The organism is Phycisphaerae bacterium (genome assembly GCA_028714855.1).
Lineage (GTDB): Bacteria > Planctomycetota > Phycisphaerae > Sedimentisphaerales > Anaerobacaceae > CAIYOL01.
Map to the genome: position 1 here is coordinate 134,188 of JAQTLP010000005.1, position 16,796 is coordinate 150,983.

Sequence of the window (16,796 nt, forward strand, 5' to 3'; positions counted from 1 at the left end):
CCTAACTCTGATTTTTAAAAAACCAATCCAGCTTTTTTCGCCGCATCGGCAAGAGCTTTGACTCTGCCATGAAATTTATAGCGGTTTCTATCAAAGCAAACACATTTAATCCCAACGCCCATCGCCTGCTTCGCAAGCGTTTCACCTACTATTTGAGCGGCTTTTTTGCCGCTGCCGCGAGGCAATTGGTCCCTCAGGGCTTTTGTCCTTGTGCTCGCAGAAACGAGCGTCGCTCCTGCAACATCATCCATAATCTGGGTGTAAATGTGTCTATTCGAGCGAAATACCGACAAACGCGGCCTGTCCGGCGTTCCAAAAACCTTCTTTCGCACGTGAGACTTACGTCTCAAGGCCGCCTTTTTTTTATTATCAATGCCCATAAGAACCAAATCCTAACTATGCTGTTCCTGTAGCAAATGCTTTGCCGACTTTGCGTTTTACGTATTCTCCGACAAAACGAATACCCTTGCCTTTATAGGGTTCCGGCGGCTTCACTTTTCTTATATCCGCAGCAAACTGTCCCAGCACTTTCTTATCCGAACCTAAAATCGTAAACTTGGCGGGAACTTCATCGCCTTTGGTCGCACCGGCCTCAATGTTCACCTTTATACCCTTCGGTATCGGCTTCTCTACCGGATTGCAGAAGCCAACTTGCAAAATCAGTTTGCCGCCCTGCTCCTTTACATTGTATCCGGTGCCGTATATCATCAGCTTCTTTTCATAACCTTTGCTGACACCGACTACCATATTTGCAATCAAGGCACGTGTTGTGCCGTGCATCTGCCTGTTCTGGCGCACTTCAAGTTTCTCATTTTCAACCAGTACTTGTCCCGCAGCGCTATCAATCTTTATCTTTATCTGCGGGTAGCATTTCAACTGCAAACTGCCAAGCGGCCCTGAAACCTCGATAAACTGGCCTTTTTGCTCGACCTTTACCCCTTTAGGGACAATAACTGGTTTTTTCCCAATACGACTCATTAACTCACCGTACAAAGTATCTCGCCGCCAATGTTGTCCTTGCGGCAGTTTCTATCACTCATCACACCTTTACTTGTCGAAACAATCGCTACACCCATACCACTCAAAACGTGCGGTAACCGGTCAACCGACAGATAGACTCTCCTGCCGGGCTTACTTACTCTTGCTATCTCAGTAATAATAGCCTGGCCGCTCTGGTCATACTTCAGGGTAACCTTCAGCGTCCCCTGTTTGCCATCATCGATGCGGCTGAAATCTGAGATATAACCTTCCTGCTTAAGAACAGCCGCTATGCCTTCACAGATATTTGATGCCTTAATGTCAACCTCGGCCTTACCTATCCGGATCGCATTGCGAATTCTTGTCAGCATATCAGCTATTGGGTCACTGGCGCTCATAATTAGGTTCCAAATCAATCTCCAAATTACGATTTCTCAACGGTAAATCGCTTTACCAACTGGCTTTTTTCACTCCCGGTATTTTCCCTTCGAGAGCTAAGGTTCTGAAACAAATACGGCAAACCTTGAACTTGCGATAAACAGCATGGGACCTTCCACAAAGCTGGCATCGCGTATACTGCCTAACGCGAAACTTTTGTTTCTTTTTTGACTTATTTTCCAAAGCTTTAGTCGACACTTATATACTCCAAACCTATCGTTTACCTTTAAGCAGTTATTAAATACTACGCCTCTGTCGCTGCCGACTCTCTGAAGGGCATTCCAAAAAGCGCCAGCATCTTCTTTGCTTCTTCATCGGTATTGGCCGTAGTTATAAAAGCTATGTTCATACCCTGCTGAAATTCTACTTTCGCGGGGTTAATTTCCGGAAAAACACTCTGTTCAGACAGCCCCATCGAGTAATTACCCCTGCCGTCAAAACTTCTTGGGCTAAGGCCGCGAAAATCTCTTACTCGCGGGATTGCAAGACTAATCAGTCTATCCATAAATTCATACATCCGACCATGACGGACAGTCACCTTCAAACCGATTTCGTTGCCTTCACGAAGTTTGAAATTCGAAACGCTTTTTGTGGCCTTGCATACGAGCGGCAACTGGCCGGTAATCATCATCAGGTCCTTTTTGGCAAGTTCCAGGAATTTCTTGTCCTGCGTCGCCTTGCCCACTCCCATAGAAATAACAATTTTTTTCATCCGCGGCACAGCCATAGGATTTTTGTAGTCAAACTCCTTGATTAATTCCGGAACTACCTTAGTCTTATATAAATCCTTCAAACGTGCCATTCGTATCTCGCTTTAGGCCTTTTTAGCCCTCTTAACAACGCTAATTTCACTGCCGTCGGCTGCAAAACGTTTCTTGCTTCCATCGGCGCTTACCTGATAATGAACCCTACTGCCTTTCGAGCTTTTCGAACTCAGAGGCAAAACATTACTCATATGGATAGGCTGCTCGACATCAATACGACCTCCATGCGGACTTTTGCGTGAAGGCCGAACATGCTTTTTCGCTATATTGTGTCCCTGAACAATTACCTTATTTTCTTCCGGTATGACACGCAGCACCTGACCGGTAGCACCCTTATGGTCACCTGTTATAATCTCGACCATATCACCTTTTTTTATATGTAGGGCCATTTTTAAATTCCGTGTCCGTCTTTAATAACCAATTTCCTCAGACTACCTCGCTTGCAAGCGAAATAATTTTCATGTAGTTTTTGTCACGAAGCTCACGGGCAACCGCACCAAAAATCCTCGTTCCTATGGGATTGCCTTCATTATCAATCATAACAGCAGCATTGTGATCGAATCTCACGTAGCTGCCGTCAGGGCGTCTCAAAGGGCTCGTGGTTCGTATAACAACACATTTATGCACTTTCTTATCATCCAGTTGACAGGTCGGAAGCGACTTTTTGATGGCAACACAGATAATATCACCTACTCTGGCTACAGTGCGCCTGAACTTACCCCTTGACCCTCCTTTGCCAAGGACCCTGATGCACATTGCCAACTTGACACCTGAGTTGTCGGCCACATCCAACATTGTTTCTTGCTGAATCACTTTATTTCCCGTTTCTCGTCGTTTCTCTGACGTTACTGTTACCGAACAGCTTTTTCCAGAACCTTTAAAAGACGCCAATTTTTAGTTTTACTGTAGGGCCTGCACTCAACAACCTCAACGACATCGCCCACGCCGGCCTGATTATGTTCATCATGGACCGCATACTTTGACCTTCGCTTTATGTATTTGCCGTACTGCGGATGCTTGACCTTGAAATCAACGGTGATTTTAATGCTTTTATCACCGCTGTGACTTATCACCACGCCTGTTACAGTTTTTAATTTCTTATCCTGCATCTTCGTTTTCCAATCACCCCCCTGCTTTCCTGCGAAAGCAAGAAGGGGTAAACCATTACTTACCCTGCTGCGGCTTGCTCTGCCGTAACGAGCTTTCACGTATTATCGTTTTAATCCTGGCAATGTCACGTCTGACATTGATTAGAGCCTTGGAATTCTCCAGCTTCTCCGTAACTGCCTGCGAGCGCAAGTCAAAAAAATGCCTCTGCATCTCTTCGAGCTTATCTTTAAGCTCATCCGGACTCATTTCACGATACTGCTGGGCCTTCATCTGGCGCTTTCCTTTTATAAATTACTCATTGCAAACTACAATGAATGTCTTCGCTTAATAAACCTGCACTTAATCGGCAATTTATGGGCAACTCTGCCCAATGCTAATTTCGCTACGTTCTCAGCTATTCCGCCGACTTCAAAGCAAACCTGTCCCGGCCTGACTCTGGCGACCCAAAATGCGGGCTCACCCTTACCTTTACCCATTCGCGTCTCCAGCGGCTTGGCGCTTATAGGCTTGTATGGAAAAATTCTAATATAAACTCTTCCTTCACGATGCAGAAAGTGGGTTGCCGAAACTCGGCCTGCCTCAATCTGCTTGGCGTTTATCCAGGAGGTTTCCATCGCCTGCAAACCGTAGTCGCCAAACGCCACAAAATTGCCTCGAGAGGCGTTGCCCTTCATTTTGCCGCGTTGGCTTTTACGGTATTTAACCCTTTTCGGCATCGTTGCCATTTTTTCAGACCCTTGCTAATTACTAACAATTAGTTATTGATTATTAACTACTGACTTCTCCGGACTTTTCCGTATCCTTTAAGCTCTCCTGGGCAGGCTCTTTTTTAACTTCGGCAGCGCCTTCACCAGCTTGTGTCTTCGCAGATTTAGTACGGCGCCTGACACCTTGGTTTGCGTCACCACGCCTCGGTGAACGACGCCGGCGACCTTGCTTCGGCTCAAGTACCTCTCCAAATTTGCCCTTATAAACCCAAACTTTGATGCCAATTGCTCCGTATGTCGTTCTGGCTGTCGCCGTGGCGTAATCCACATCGGCACTCAAGGTCTGCAACGGGATACTGCCGAGTTTCTGCGTCTCCCTACGCGCTATCTCTGCACCTGCCAACCGTCCCGAGCAGGCAACCTTAACCCCTTTGGCGCCGGCATTCATCGCCGCTTCGCAACACTCTTTCATCGTGCGCCTAAACGAAGCCCGCTTACCTAACTGTTCAGCAATTGCTTCACCTATCAAAGCAGCATCAAGGTCGGGCTCTTTTATCTCGATAACATTGACACCCATCTTCCGGCCCGTTAGTGCCTCAAGCTCTTCCCGCAGCTTATCGACTTCACCGCCTCTGGGACCAATGACTATACCGGGCCGGGCGCTGTGCAGTGTCACTTTCACTTCATTACGTGTTCGGACTATTTCAACCTTTGCCACTGCCCCCTTAGGCATCTGACGGTTGTATTTCTTATCGACATACTGACGTATCTTTTGGTCCTCGACAAGAAAATCACCGTAATCGCTCTTGGAAGCAAACCATGTGCTTTGCCATCCACGCGTTACTCCCGTTCTAAAACCTGTTGGCGATACTTTCTGACCCATAATCTCGTATTTCGTATCTCGCCCGGCGAGATACTTCATACTCCCTTTGCTTCTGTTACTGTTATATGTATATGACAGGCCTTTTTCTTAATCGAATACGCCTTACCTCTGTCTTTTGCTCTAAATCTTTTGGTGCCGATGCGCCACCCTGCATCGTCAACACGGGCTTCACTAACATAAAGATTATCAACGTCTGCTTGCTGCTCGTCGGCATCGGCCACGGCTGTTTTTAGAACCTTGTCAACCATTTCTGCAGCTCGTTTTCTTGTGAACTTCAAAATATCCATCGCATCTTGGACTCTTCGGCCGGCTACCAATTGTGTAACCAGTTTAACCTTACGGGCGGAACTAGGGGCATAGCGATAACACGAACGCCAGTCTGCCAAATCATTCACCTCGACAGATAATGCGGCCGCCAGACGGCGAATATCCTCTTTACGCGGTATAGGCCTAAAAAGACCTTTCTGCCAGTTTTTAACAGCAGCAACCGCTTTTCCCTTGTTCAGCCCGCCTCCGGCAAGCTGACTGGCCAGATGGTCTGTGCTCATCCGTCGCTGTTTGCAAAGCTCTTTTAATTTATTAGCACTTAACATATTCCGTATCCCGAAGTACCCGTCACCTTGCTGCTTCTGTTGTTACTTCCAGTTTTCTGCTCGAATGACCTCTAAATATCCTCGTCGGCGAAAATTCACCCAGTTTATGTCCGACCATATCTTCGGTAATGAAAACCTTATTGAAAATTTTGCCGTTGTGGACCATAAAGGTAAAACCAACAAATTCGGGAATTATGGTGCACCTTCTCGCCCAGGTTTTTATCGGCTCACGAGAGCCGGTTTCAACTCGTTTATTAACCTTGGCAAAAAGCTTCGCGTCAACATAAGGCCCTTTTTTAAGTGATCTTCCCATTCGATTTACTTAACCTTCAATAGTTACACGACCAATTTTTCTTGTCTCTCATACGCTAATTACGCCACGAACTGAAAACGCCCGCTTTTGCGTCTTCGAATAATCCTTTTATTACTTGTCTTTCGCGGATTTCTCGTTTTCCCGCCTTTTGCCAGCACGCCCGTAGGTGAGCAGGGATGCCGTCCGCCATTTGCCCGGCCTTCGCCGCCGCCCATCGGGTGAGCAACTGGATTCTGCGCCTTGCCTCTGACGTGAGGTCTGATACCCATATGCCGCATTCTTCCGGCCTTGCCTATCCTAACATTCTGGTCGTCGGGGTTACTTAGCTGGCCAATTGTAGCCCTGCATTCTTTGCGAACCATACGCATTTCACCGCTTGGCAAAGCGATGGTGACCCAGTCGCCTTCTTTCGCCACAATTTTTGCGGCGCTGCCGGCACTTCGGACCAACTTTCCGCCCTGGCCTGCGGTCATTTCAATATTATGAATTTCATGGCCGGCAGGAATTGCCGCAAGCGGCATCGCATTACCAATCTTGGGCTCACATTCAGAGCCGCTTTCCACCCGGTCTCCAACCTTTATACCCAGAGGCGACAAAATATATCTTTTTTCGCCGTCGGCGTAGTGCAGCAATGATATGAAACAATTCCTGTTAGGGTCATATTCAATCGCCGCCACTTTTGCGGGAACTCCATCTTTATCGCGCTTAAAATCGATGAGACGGTAAATTTTTCTTGCCCCGCCGCCTCTGAATCGAACCATCGTCATACCGCTGTGGTTCCTGCCGCCCGCTTTTTTTATGCGAACACAAAGCGACTTGGTCGGCTTATCGGTAGTCAACTCAGCGTAATCATTTACCGAGCTGTTTCGTCGTCCCGGAGACGTTGGTCTATAAATTCTAATACCCATAACACACACCTCTTACTGGTAATTGGTAATTACCATTCACCAGAATCAGAACAAATCTATATGATAGTCCGGTTTCAGAAATACAACGGCTTTTTTCCAGCTTGCTGTCGTCCCGAAGCTCCTGCCTTTGCGGCGGGATTTACCCTTGTGGTTAGCCGTTCTTACCTTGCTCACCTTAACGTTATATATTTTCTCAACAGCGCTTCTTATCTGCGTCTTATTGGCCTTCTCATTCACCTCAAAGGAGTACGCACCTTTTACATTCGCAAAGTGCATCCCCTGCTCTGTAATCAAAGGCCGAATTATTATATTAAGATTATTAAGCATTTGCCGTCAATTCTCGCTTCTTTGGTCTTTACTCAAAAGGAACAAAAACGCCTCTTTGGTAAACAGCATTTTATGATGGCTGCAAATATCACCGGCGTTTAATTCTGTAACGGGCATAACAGCTACCCTCGGAATGTTCCTGGCTGATTTATAAAGATTACCGTCATAGCCGTTAATCGTCACCAGGCAGCTACGCTCAATTTTCAAATTACCTAAGACACTTACAAAATCGCTGGTGCGAGGCTTCTCAAATTTCAGCTCATCAACCACTACAACATCGTTTTTCAAAAGCTTTGCCAAAACCGCTGAGTCTCTGGCTAATATTCTCTGCTTCTTAGGCATACTTTTGCCGAAATCTCTGGCCACCTTGGCAAAAGTAACACCGCCGCCAACCCGTTTGCCCGTTCGTATTGTTCCCGCGCGGGCGTTGCCGGTGTGCTTTTGAGCGTAAATCTTTCTCGTAGAGCCTTCGACCATTCCTCTGCTTTTTGTCGCAGCTGTCCCCACGCGCTTGTTGGCGTGGTACATAACGATTGCCTGTTTCAGCAGCGCATACCTAATCGAGCCGCCGAGAAGCGCCTCGTCGACCTTTAAGACGTCGACTTCCTTACCTTCCTTGTTGTAAACAGACAAATCAATCATTTCTTTATTACATTCTCCGAATATATCAGGCCTTCTGCGAACTGCGGACTACAACATAACCGCCGCAAGCTCCTGGAACACAGCCTTTAATCATCAATAAATTTCTCTCCTGGTCTATCGCTACTAAGCTGTGATTTTTTTCTGTTGCTCTGTGATCCCCCAAATGCCCCGCCATTCTCTTGCCCTTGTGCAGATTGCCGCCGTGACCCCGGTCTGTGGCATGACTGGCAATCGAACCGGGAGAGCGGTGTTTCCGCTCGGTACCGTGAGAACCCGGCATACCGTGGAAATCGTACCGCTTCATCACTCCGGCAAAGCCTTTGCCCTTGCTTGTGCCTACAATATCAACGAATTTTTCTTTCTCAAAAACCGCAACCGTAAGAGCATCTCCTGCTTTATATTCCGGTGCAGCATCGTTCGGTAGATGCATCTCTCGGATAAATCTCTTTGGCTCTGAATTGGCTTTCTTGGCGTGTCCAATCTGCGAATTTTTTCTGCGCGATTTTTTTACATCATCATATCCCAGTTGAATAGCATTGTAGCCGTCTGTATCTGCTGTTTTGACCTGCATAACAATACAAGGGCCGGCTTGTATGACCGTAACGGGCAGCAGTCTGTCCGCCTCATCATACATCTGAGTCATTCCAATCTTTTTACCCAGCAGCATTGCCATTATCTTTTACCTCGTATCTCAGGCTTTAATCTTCACAAACACGCCGGCCGGCACCACCAAACGGTTCAGCACTTCAACCGTGCGTGCGTTGGCCTCGTGAATATCTATCAAACGTTTGTGAGTCCTCAGTTCAAACTGCTCACGCGACTTTTTATCAACGTGAGGACTTCGCAAAACTGTGTATCTTTCTATCCGCGTAGGCAGAGGCACAGGACCGCTGACTCGGGCATTCGTCCTTCGGGCGTGCTCTACTATTTCCTTAGCAGATGCGTCAAGAGCCCTGGGGTCGTATGACTCCATTTTAATTCTTATCTTTTCAGTTTCAGTGGGCACAGTTTTCCTTCCTGTTCACCTTCGGCGAAATCTCGCCCAAAAGCGGATTTCCAATAAGCCGCCTCTTTACTTCAAATTCCTAACCTGAAAACTCGCGAAAACCTAAAATTATACATACTTACGAACAAATTGCAAAATAATTTTCTTCAGCTATTTTCAGCAAATAGCCTCATTTTTTTACCAAATACATCTTGGTTTGATTTTGGCAGGAAAGGCATTTCTTATCGGACCGTCTTTAACTGTCGATGACCAAAAAAACACGACACACTACCAATAAATTCGCCTTCCTTAAAGAATCCAGGGTCTGACCACTTACGGCCATCCCAAAGCCATTTATCAGCTTTGGCGTACCCCTTAACCTAACAAAGTAACTAACAAACTATCCTTGACTACTACATCACAGATATGTAACAGCCCAACTCGTAAACGCAAAACCAATCCCTGGTTCTGCTCGCTACGGCTGAAAAAACAAGATATTACTACACAAATCTTTTTATATCAAACAAAAATTTGAATAAATTTTGCTAAAAATCGCAAAAATATACACTTTTTTATAAAATAACCTGCTTGGCAATCTGCTCCGGCACTCTTTCATAGCTCAACGGCTCCATAGTAAAGGTCCCGCGGCCGGCTGTGGCACTCCTAATTTCGCTGGAATATCCAAACATTTCAGCCAAAGGCACTTTGGCATCGATTATCCGCATATTTCCATGTAGCCGACAATCCGTAATTACCCCCCTTTTCCCGAGCAAATTGCCCTGTATTGCCCCAAAATTGGCCTCCGGCACTATTATTTGGAGCCGCATTACCGGCTCAAGCAAAACCGGCTCCGCCTCTTTGCACGCCTTTTCCACCGCTATTTTGGCAGCCTGCTCAAAAGCCAAATCCGAAGAATCAACCGAATGAAACGAACCGTCAATAAGAGCAACTTTGATACCCACAACAGGAAAACCTGCCAGCACACCATTGCTCATAGCGTCTCTAACCCCCCTTTCCACTGCGGGAATGAATTCTCTCGGCACCGCATTGGAAACTATCTTGCTCACAAATTCAATATCATTGCTACAATGCCCCTCCTCAGTCAACAGAGGCTCAACCGTCAAAACCACATGTCCATATTGGCCATGACCGCCTGTTTGACGTACAAACTTTCCTTCTGCCTTAGATAACCTGGTAATAGCTTCTTTATATGCGACCTTTGGCTTGCCGACCCTGATATGAACCCCCTTCTCCCTTACCAGTTTATGCTGGAGTATTTCCAAATGCAGCTCGCCCATTCCGCGGATGATTGTCTGGCCTGTTTCGCTGTCTATTTTACACTCGAAAGTCGGGTCTTCACGCCTCAAATCCGCCAGAGCTTTCGACAATTTTGCCGTCTCTGTGCCGCTTTTGGGCTCTATCGACATACTGATAACCGTTTCAGGAAATGTAATACTCGGCAGGCAAACCGGATGTTTAGGGTCGCAAATCGTATCGCCCGTAAGCGTTTCTTTTAACCCAACCACTGCGACAATGTCCCCGGCGACGGTTGAGTCCAGAATTTTTCGCTCGCCGGCGTGCATCTCGAATATCCTGGTAATATTCTCTTTTTTGTCGCGGTTTACATTTAAGACCCTCGTGCCGGACTTTAATGTCCCCTGATAAATCCTTAGAAAGTATAAATCACCGTGCGAATCACTGGTAATCTTAAATGCCAGAGCTACAAGACTGGCCTTTCGGTCGCATTTAATTGATATTTCTTTGTCCTTGTCTTTACCTTTACCATCCCCTTTGTGCACGATTATATCAGGTCTGTCCAGCGGCGAAGGTAAATACGCCACAACGCCATCGAGCAGCTTTTGCACGCCGATATACTTCAGGGCTGAACCGACAAATACCGGATGAAGTTTGTTGGCTATGGTTCCTTTTCTAATCGCTTTATTTATCATCTCAGCATCGACCGGCTTATCGTGAACGTAAGCATCCATCAGAGCCTCATCGTACTCAGCTGCGTGTTCAATCATCTCTTTTCTGTGCTGCTCTGCGGTTTGCCGCAATTCGTCGGGAATTTCAGCTTCTTCAAAGGTCGCCCCCAATTCTTCGGTCTTGTAGAAAATAGCCTGCATCTTTATAAGGTCTATTATTCCTCTAAAAGAATCTTCTGCACCGATAGGCAGCTGCACACAAACAGGATTGGCTAAGAGTTTATCGCGAATGCTTTTGACGGTCATCTCGAAGTCGGCGCCGACTTTGTCCATCTTATTCACAAAGCAAAGACAAGACAGGACGTATTTCTGTCCCTGTCTCCAGACGGTTTCGCTTTGCGCCTGAACGCCTTCACTGCCGTCAAACACTGCTACAGCACCATCGAGAACACGCAGGGACCGCTCAACCTCAGCAGTAAAATCAATGTGCCCCGGCGTATCAATAAGGTTAATCTCAAAATCCTTCCAGGGACACTTTGTCGCGGCGCTGGTTATAGTAATGCCCCTTTTCTGCTCCTCTTCCAGATAATCCATAACTGCGGTGCCGTCGTGGACTTCCCCCATCTTGTAGGTTTTGCCTGTATAATAGAGTATGCGCTCGGTTACCGTCGTTTTGCCGGCATCGATATGAGCCATAATCCCGATATTACGTAATTGTTTCAATCTGTTCATTGTTCATTACTATAAACGAGTAAAAAAATAGCGGACAAGAAAAATCCTATCCTATCCGCTATCTGCTATACCTTATTGAAATTACCAGGCGAAATGAGCAAATGCCTTGTTGGCCTCAGCCATCTTGTGCACATTATCTCGGGTGGTCATTGCACCGCCGCGCCTGTCATAAGCTTCCATCAGTTCAGTGGCCAGCCGCTGACATATAGCGGAGCCTTTTTTGCCCCTGGTCGATTGTATTATCCACCGAAACGCAAGCGACTGCTGGCGGCTGGGTTTTACCTGCATCGGAATTTGATAACTGGCCCCGCCGATACGTTTGCTGCGAACTTCAAGTAACGGCTTCACATTATTAATAGCTGTCTCGAACACCTCCAGCTCGGTTTTCTGACCGGTTGCCCCTTCGCCCGAGCCGCCGGTGACCAGCGGTGAGCGGCGAATTATTTCCATAGCATCATAAAAAGCTCTTTGTGCTACGCTTTTTTTGCCGTCCCACATCAAACTGTTAATAAACTTCGATACTAATTTGCTCTTATACACTGGGTCCGGCTTTAACTGCTGACCCGAAGCTGTAAATTTTCCTGCCATAATCTTTCTCTTTTTGACCTGTTATTAAGGCCGATTATCAATATCTTTCTATTTCGGCGTTTTTGCCCCGTATTTACTTCTGCCCTGTTTGCGGTTCGCCACGCCGGCACAGTCAAGCACGCCGCGAACAATATGATACCGAACACCCGGCAAATCCCTGACTCGGCCTCCGCGAATTACAACTGTGCTGTGCTCCTGCAGGTTGTGGTCGATACCGGGTATATAAGCTGTAACCTCCTTGCCATCGGTCAATCTGACACGGGCGATTTTCCGCAAAGCAGAGTTCGGCTTTTTGGGCGTTTGAGTTCTTACAATCAGGCACACGCCTCTTTTCTGAGGGCTTCCGCTGATTTCAGATACTCTCTTTCGGCCCTTAGATTTCGCTCTCGACCGTTTGACCAACTGGTTTATAGTAGGCATAATTCACTTTCGTTTTAATTTTCGTTCTGAATCACTATCTTCAATTAATTCCCAGAGCTTCCTTAATAGCAGCCTCTGCCTTTGCCTCGGTCTCCTCAACCCCTTTAATCTCTGCAAACTCCTTCGGCAGCGGAGCTTCAGCAAGGTGCTTGACCTTAATGTCAAGATGCGGCTTGAAAGCTGTGCCGGCTGGTATCAAATGACCAAGTATTACGTTTTCCTTTAAGCCGCGAAGCTTATCTACTTTAGCAGACAATGAAGCGGCAGTCAAGACCTTTGTTGTTTCCTGGAAACTGGCCGCTGCAATGAAGCTTTCGGACTGCAGTGAAGCCTTTGTTATTCCCAAAAGCAATGTCTTGGCAGTTGCGGGTCTGGGCTTTTTCCCCTTTGCACTTGTGCCGCCGATTGCCTCAACTCTTTCATTCATCGCAGCCAGTTCGTCGCGGCCGATAACCTGACCTTCCTTCAAATCGGTAACATCTCCGAGGTCGGCTATCTTGATACTATTGGCTAAGCTCTCATTCTCTTTTTTGAACTGGAACTTATCAACAACCTCACCCGGCAGAAATGAACTATCACCAACAGAATCAATCTCAACTTTACGCATCATTTGGGAGCAGATAATCTCAATGTGTTTGTCGTTGATATTCACATTTTGTGAACGATAGACATTTTGAATCTCTGCGATTAAATACCTCTGCAATGCCTCTTCACCTTTAATTCGCAGAATATCGTGCGGAACCAGCGGTCCATCTGTCAATGGGTCGCCGGCCTCTGCCATATCTCCGGCGTGAACATTCAGGTGCCTGTCACGCGGAATGTGGTGTTCCTTCTCCATTCCCGATTCGGCGCCGCGAACTATAACTGTCATTTTGCCTTTGCGTTTATCGCTTCGCAACTCGACCCGGCCCGAGATTTCCGCCATTGCAGCAGGGTCTTTGGGTTTGCGCGCTTCAAATACTTCAGTAACTCTAGGCAGTCCACCTGTGATGTCCTGAGTCCCGGCGGCCGCCCTGGGTTGATGAGCAAGCAACTGGCCTGCCTGGACACGCTGGCCTTCGTCAACCTCAATCCTGGCCCCGGCAGGCAGATAGTGGACATCAAGTATTTTGCCGTCCGCATCTTCTATGATAACTTGCGGATGCGTATCTCCTTTATGCTCGATTACTACGCGTTTACCGCCAAGCTGACCTTTTCGCTCTTCTTCAAGCCGAACTGTCTCGCCTTCTATAATATCTACGAACGCAATTTGCCCCGAAACTTCAGCCAGAATCGGCGTGCGGTGCGGATCCCAGGAGAATAAAAGCTTACCCACAGCACAATCCTGTCCGTCATCTATGTGCATAAGTGCGCCGTAAGGCACCTTATACTTTTCAAGCTCACGGTCCTTTTGGTCTAATATGGCAAGTTCACCGCTGCGCTTTAGTACGACACCTTTAGACCTGACAGGCTTCTTTTCCTTGGAAGATGCTTCATCTTTCGACGAAGTACGGGAAGAATCCAGCGGGTCTTCGACAACGCCCAAATTTCTGAACTCAACCTTTCCTTCAAAGCCCGCTTTCTGGCCGCTTTCAAGTATGGCTCTCGCAGCGATACCGCCGGTATGGAACGTACGCAGTGTCAGCTGCGTGCCGGGTTCGCCGATTGACTGTGCAGCAATAATGCCGACTGCCGAGCCCTCTTCGACAAGATGGCTGGTGCTCATATCCCAGCCGTAACACTTCGCACAAATACCGAACGTGCTGTCACAGGTTAGAGGGCTTCTAACTCTGATGGCATCAAGCCCCAAAGCTTCAATCTTCGCTGCTGCCTTGGGAGTAATAACTTCGTTCTCACGAACAATCATTTCATCTGTAATCGGGTTGCGGATATTATCTCTGGCTGTTCTGCCGACAATAAGTTGAGTAAGCGGTATATCAACCTGCTCACCTCTGCTGATTGCACTTTTGGTAATTCCCTGCAATGTCCCGCAATCGCGCTCGGTGACAATTACATTTTGCGCCACATCGATTAGTTTGCGGGTAAGATAACCGGAATTAGCGGTCTTTAATGCGGTATCAGCCAGTCCTTTACGGGCTCCGTGCGTTGAGCTGAAGTACTCAAGAACAGTCAAGCCCTCCCGGAAGTTTGACTTAATTGGGGTCTCGATAATCTCACCGCTTGGATTGGCCATTAACGCTCGCATTCCTGCCAGCTGCTGAATCTGGTCGACACTGCCTCTCGCACCTGAATCACTCATAAGGTATATCGGGTTCAAATATGGAGAGCCGTCTTCCTTCTTATCTTCTCTAAGGGCACGCATCATCTCGCCGGTAACGGCAACACGGGCATGCGTCCAGGCATCGATGACCTGATTGTATCTTTCCCCCTCGGTCAGAACACCATTATTATAATTGGTCTGGATTTTACTGACCTTTTTCTCTGTCTCGTCGATAATTTCCTGTTTCTTCACCGGTATTTTCAGGTCGGTAAGACCAAAGCTCAAGCCGCCGAGCGTGGCATGTTTGAAACCCACGTCCTTTATTTTATCAAGCAAATTTACAGTTTGAGCGCTGCCGGCAAATTCGAAACAGTCACTAATAACCCTGCTCAAAGTGCCCTGCGACATCGTCGTATTATAAAACGGCATTTCATCTGGCAGTATATCGTTGAAAATACACCTTCCAACCGTTGTCTCTATTATTTGGCCGGAGAGTCCCTCACCTGCTTTAGTTTCCGGAACCGCTTCTTTTTGAGTCTTGGACTGTTTGTGCTTCGAGTCCTTTTTCAAAACCACGCCTTCAGACCCCTTGACCGGTTTATTAACCTTTACGCTAATGATAGAGTGCAAAGCGATTTTCCCCATTTCATAGGCCATCATAGCCTCGAAAGTGTTTCTAAAAGCCATCCCTTGTCCTTTTTGACCAGGGCTGATAGAAGTTAAATAATAGTTGCCCATAACCATATCCTGGGAGGGCCCGAGCATCGGAGAACCATTGGCCGGTGAGAAAATGTTGCTTGTAGGCATCATCAAGGTATGACTTTCGGCTTGTGCCTCGACACTCAGCGGCAAATGGACGGCCATCTGGTCACCGTCGAAGTCGGCATTGAAACCCCTGCAGGCCAGCGGATGAAGCATAATGGCGTTACCTTCCACAAGAATCGGTTCAAAGGCCTGAATACCCATTCGATGAAGAGTAGGCGCTCGGTTCAGTAATACAGGATGCTGATGAATGGCCTCTTCCAAGATGTCCCATACCTGCTCATCCCGCCGTTCGATTATTCTCTTGGCGCTTTTAATCGTATCGGCAAGGCCGTGCTGCTTAAGTTTTCTAATAATGAACGGCTGATACAGCTCCAATGCTATTTTCTTCGGCAAGCCGCACTGATAAAGCTTCAGATTAGGCCCTACTACAATCACAGAACGAGCTGAGTAGTCCACGCGCTTGCCGAGCAGATTTTCGCGGAATCGACCCTGCTTACCCTTAATCATATCGGTCAAGCTCTTCAATGGCCGGCTATTACTGCCGAGGACCGGCCTGCGGCACCGGCTATTGTCCAGCAGCGAATCAACTGCCTGTTGAAGCATTCTTTTTTCGTTGCGGATAATCACTTCGGGGGCATTGAGGTCTATAAGCTTTTTCAATCGGTTGTTACGATTGATAATTCGTCTGTAAAGGTCATTAAGGTCGCTGGTTGCAAAGTTGCCGCTTTCAAGAAGAACCAAAGGACGCAAATCCGGCGGAATAACGGGAACAACTTCGAGCACCATCCACTCCTGCTTGTTACTACTGCTCCTGATCGCATTGACTACCTTAAGACGTTTCGTAAGGTCTTTGATTTTCTGATTGCTGTTGGTCTTGACTACGGCGGCTCTAAGCTCATTGCTCAATGCCTCAAGGTCAAGATTTGTCAGCAGGGCCTTGATGGCTTCGGCGCCCATCAGCGCCTTAAACGCGTTACCGTATTTGTTCAATGCCTCACGGTATTCTTCTTCGCTAAGAAGTTGACCAAGCTTTAAAGGACTTTGGCCAGCGTCGGTAACAACGTAATCCTGGAAGTAAATTATTTTTTCCAGGTCTAACGCTTTCATTGCCAAAAGAGTGCTGAGATGATTCGGTATGGCCTTGAAAAACCATATGTGTACCACCGGCGCAGCAAGATTGATATGTCCCATTCGCTTGCGCCGAACGCGGCTGTGCGTAACTTTGACACCGCAGCGATCGCAAATTATCCCCTTGAATTTGGTGCCTTTATATTTGCCGCAGGCGCACTCCCAATCCCGTTCAGGACCGAAAATGCGTTCGCAGAACAAGCCGTCCTTCTCCGGCCGATACGTACGGTAGTTAATGGTCTCGGGCTTGCGAACCTCACCGAAAGACCAGCTGCGAATATCATTGGGACTGGCCAGCGAAATCTTGACCAAACCATAATCGTTAATGCGATCGTATATATTTCCCAGCATTTAAAGCTAACTCCTATCTTTTGGTGATTGGTATCCGGC

At 47.3% G+C, this 16,796-nt stretch carries 22 protein-coding genes; all 22 read right to left on the reverse strand.

The window, feature by feature from the left end:
- Window positions 1-14: 14 nt before the first annotated feature.
- The 22 genes from rplR to rpoC all read right to left on the reverse strand — a co-directional run bounded on the left by rplR (window position 15) and on the right by rpoC (window position 16,757).
- Window positions 15-380 carry a 50S ribosomal protein L18 gene (gene rplR / locus PHG53_05395; protein MDD5381057.1) on the reverse strand — a complete coding sequence of 122 codons (366 nt, stop codon included), beginning with the start codon at window positions 378-380 and terminating at the stop codon, window positions 15-17.
- Window positions 381-396: 16 nt separating this feature from the next.
- The gene (gene rplF / locus PHG53_05400) at window positions 397-978 is read right to left on the reverse strand and encodes a 50S ribosomal protein L6 (protein ID MDD5381058.1); all 582 of its coding nucleotides are present in this window, start codon (window positions 976-978) and stop codon (window positions 397-399) included.
- Window positions 978-1,376: a 30S ribosomal protein S8 gene (gene rpsH, locus PHG53_05405; GenBank protein ID MDD5381059.1), complete on the reverse strand. Its 399-nt coding sequence runs from the start codon at window positions 1,374-1,376 to the stop codon at window positions 978-980. The genes rplF and rpsH overlap by 1 nt, the downstream gene beginning before the upstream one ends.
- Window positions 1,377-1,428: 52 nt before the next feature.
- Window positions 1,429-1,614, reverse strand: coding sequence for a type Z 30S ribosomal protein S14 (locus PHG53_05410; GenBank protein ID MDD5381060.1), 186 nt, complete (start codon window positions 1,612-1,614; stop codon window positions 1,429-1,431).
- A gap of 46 nt (window positions 1,615-1,660) precedes the next feature.
- Window positions 1,661-2,218 carry a 50S ribosomal protein L5 gene (rplE, locus tag PHG53_05415; protein ID MDD5381061.1) on the reverse strand — a complete coding sequence of 186 codons (558 nt, stop codon included), beginning with the start codon at window positions 2,216-2,218 and terminating at the stop codon, window positions 1,661-1,663.
- A gap of 12 nt (window positions 2,219-2,230) precedes the next feature.
- Entirely contained in the window at window positions 2,231-2,569 is a 339-nt protein-coding gene (gene rplX, locus PHG53_05420; GenBank protein ID MDD5381062.1) for a 50S ribosomal protein L24, read from the reverse strand.
- Window positions 2,570-2,606: 37 nt separating this feature from the next.
- The gene (rplN, locus tag PHG53_05425; GenBank protein ID MDD5381063.1) at window positions 2,607-2,993 is read right to left on the reverse strand and encodes a 50S ribosomal protein L14; all 387 of its coding nucleotides are present in this window, start codon (window positions 2,991-2,993) and stop codon (window positions 2,607-2,609) included.
- Between the two features lie 38 nt (window positions 2,994-3,031).
- Complete coding sequence (rpsQ, locus tag PHG53_05430) at window positions 3,032-3,289, reverse strand: 30S ribosomal protein S17 (protein MDD5381064.1); 258 nt, start codon at window positions 3,287-3,289, stop codon at window positions 3,032-3,034.
- A gap of 55 nt (window positions 3,290-3,344) precedes the next feature.
- The gene (gene rpmC, locus PHG53_05435; GenBank protein ID MDD5381065.1) at window positions 3,345-3,560 is read right to left on the reverse strand and encodes a 50S ribosomal protein L29; all 216 of its coding nucleotides are present in this window, start codon (window positions 3,558-3,560) and stop codon (window positions 3,345-3,347) included.
- Between the two features lie 35 nt (window positions 3,561-3,595).
- Window positions 3,596-4,015, reverse strand: coding sequence for a 50S ribosomal protein L16 (gene rplP, locus PHG53_05440; protein MDD5381066.1), 420 nt, complete (start codon window positions 4,013-4,015; stop codon window positions 3,596-3,598).
- A gap of 43 nt (window positions 4,016-4,058) precedes the next feature.
- Window positions 4,059-4,919, reverse strand: coding sequence for a 30S ribosomal protein S3 (rpsC, locus tag PHG53_05445; protein ID MDD5381067.1), 861 nt, complete (start codon window positions 4,917-4,919; stop codon window positions 4,059-4,061).
- On the reverse strand, window positions 4,916-5,473 hold the full coding sequence (rplV, locus tag PHG53_05450) for a 50S ribosomal protein L22 (protein MDD5381068.1): 558 nt from the start codon (window positions 5,471-5,473) through the stop codon (window positions 4,916-4,918). Before rplV ends, rpsC begins: the two co-directional genes overlap by 4 nt.
- A gap of 22 nt (window positions 5,474-5,495) precedes the next feature.
- Entirely contained in the window at window positions 5,496-5,786 is a 291-nt protein-coding gene (rpsS, locus tag PHG53_05455) for a 30S ribosomal protein S19 (protein ID MDD5381069.1), read from the reverse strand.
- A 59-nt stretch (window positions 5,787-5,845) separates the two neighbouring features.
- On the reverse strand, window positions 5,846-6,694 hold the full coding sequence (gene rplB, locus PHG53_05460; GenBank protein ID MDD5381070.1) for a 50S ribosomal protein L2: 849 nt from the start codon (window positions 6,692-6,694) through the stop codon (window positions 5,846-5,848).
- Between the two features lie 45 nt (window positions 6,695-6,739).
- Window positions 6,740-7,021, reverse strand: coding sequence for a 50S ribosomal protein L23 (gene rplW / locus PHG53_05465; GenBank protein MDD5381071.1), 282 nt, complete (start codon window positions 7,019-7,021; stop codon window positions 6,740-6,742).
- Window positions 7,022-7,027: 6 nt separating this feature from the next.
- Window positions 7,028-7,663 carry a 50S ribosomal protein L4 gene (rplD, locus tag PHG53_05470; protein ID MDD5381072.1) on the reverse strand — a complete coding sequence of 212 codons (636 nt, stop codon included), beginning with the start codon at window positions 7,661-7,663 and terminating at the stop codon, window positions 7,028-7,030.
- Window positions 7,664-7,688: 25 nt separating this feature from the next.
- Complete coding sequence (rplC, locus tag PHG53_05475) at window positions 7,689-8,336, reverse strand: 50S ribosomal protein L3 (GenBank protein ID MDD5381073.1); 648 nt, start codon at window positions 8,334-8,336, stop codon at window positions 7,689-7,691.
- Window positions 8,337-8,354: 18 nt separating this feature from the next.
- Window positions 8,355-8,669 carry a 30S ribosomal protein S10 gene (gene rpsJ / locus PHG53_05480; GenBank protein ID MDD5381074.1) on the reverse strand — a complete coding sequence of 105 codons (315 nt, stop codon included), beginning with the start codon at window positions 8,667-8,669 and terminating at the stop codon, window positions 8,355-8,357.
- 551 nt (window positions 8,670-9,220) lie between these two features.
- Window positions 9,221-11,305, reverse strand: a complete 2,085-nt coding sequence (fusA, locus tag PHG53_05485) for an elongation factor G (protein MDD5381075.1) — start codon at window positions 11,303-11,305, stop codon at window positions 9,221-9,223.
- 81 nt (window positions 11,306-11,386) lie between these two features.
- The gene (gene rpsG / locus PHG53_05490; GenBank protein MDD5381076.1) at window positions 11,387-11,893 is read right to left on the reverse strand and encodes a 30S ribosomal protein S7; all 507 of its coding nucleotides are present in this window, start codon (window positions 11,891-11,893) and stop codon (window positions 11,387-11,389) included.
- Between the two features lie 48 nt (window positions 11,894-11,941).
- Window positions 11,942-12,313, reverse strand: a complete 372-nt coding sequence (gene rpsL / locus PHG53_05495) for a 30S ribosomal protein S12 (protein ID MDD5381077.1) — start codon at window positions 12,311-12,313, stop codon at window positions 11,942-11,944.
- 40 nt (window positions 12,314-12,353) lie between these two features.
- Window positions 12,354-16,757 carry a DNA-directed RNA polymerase subunit beta' gene (gene rpoC, locus PHG53_05500; GenBank protein ID MDD5381078.1) on the reverse strand — a complete coding sequence of 1,468 codons (4,404 nt, stop codon included), beginning with the start codon at window positions 16,755-16,757 and terminating at the stop codon, window positions 12,354-12,356.
- Window positions 16,758-16,796: the final 39 nt, after the last annotated feature.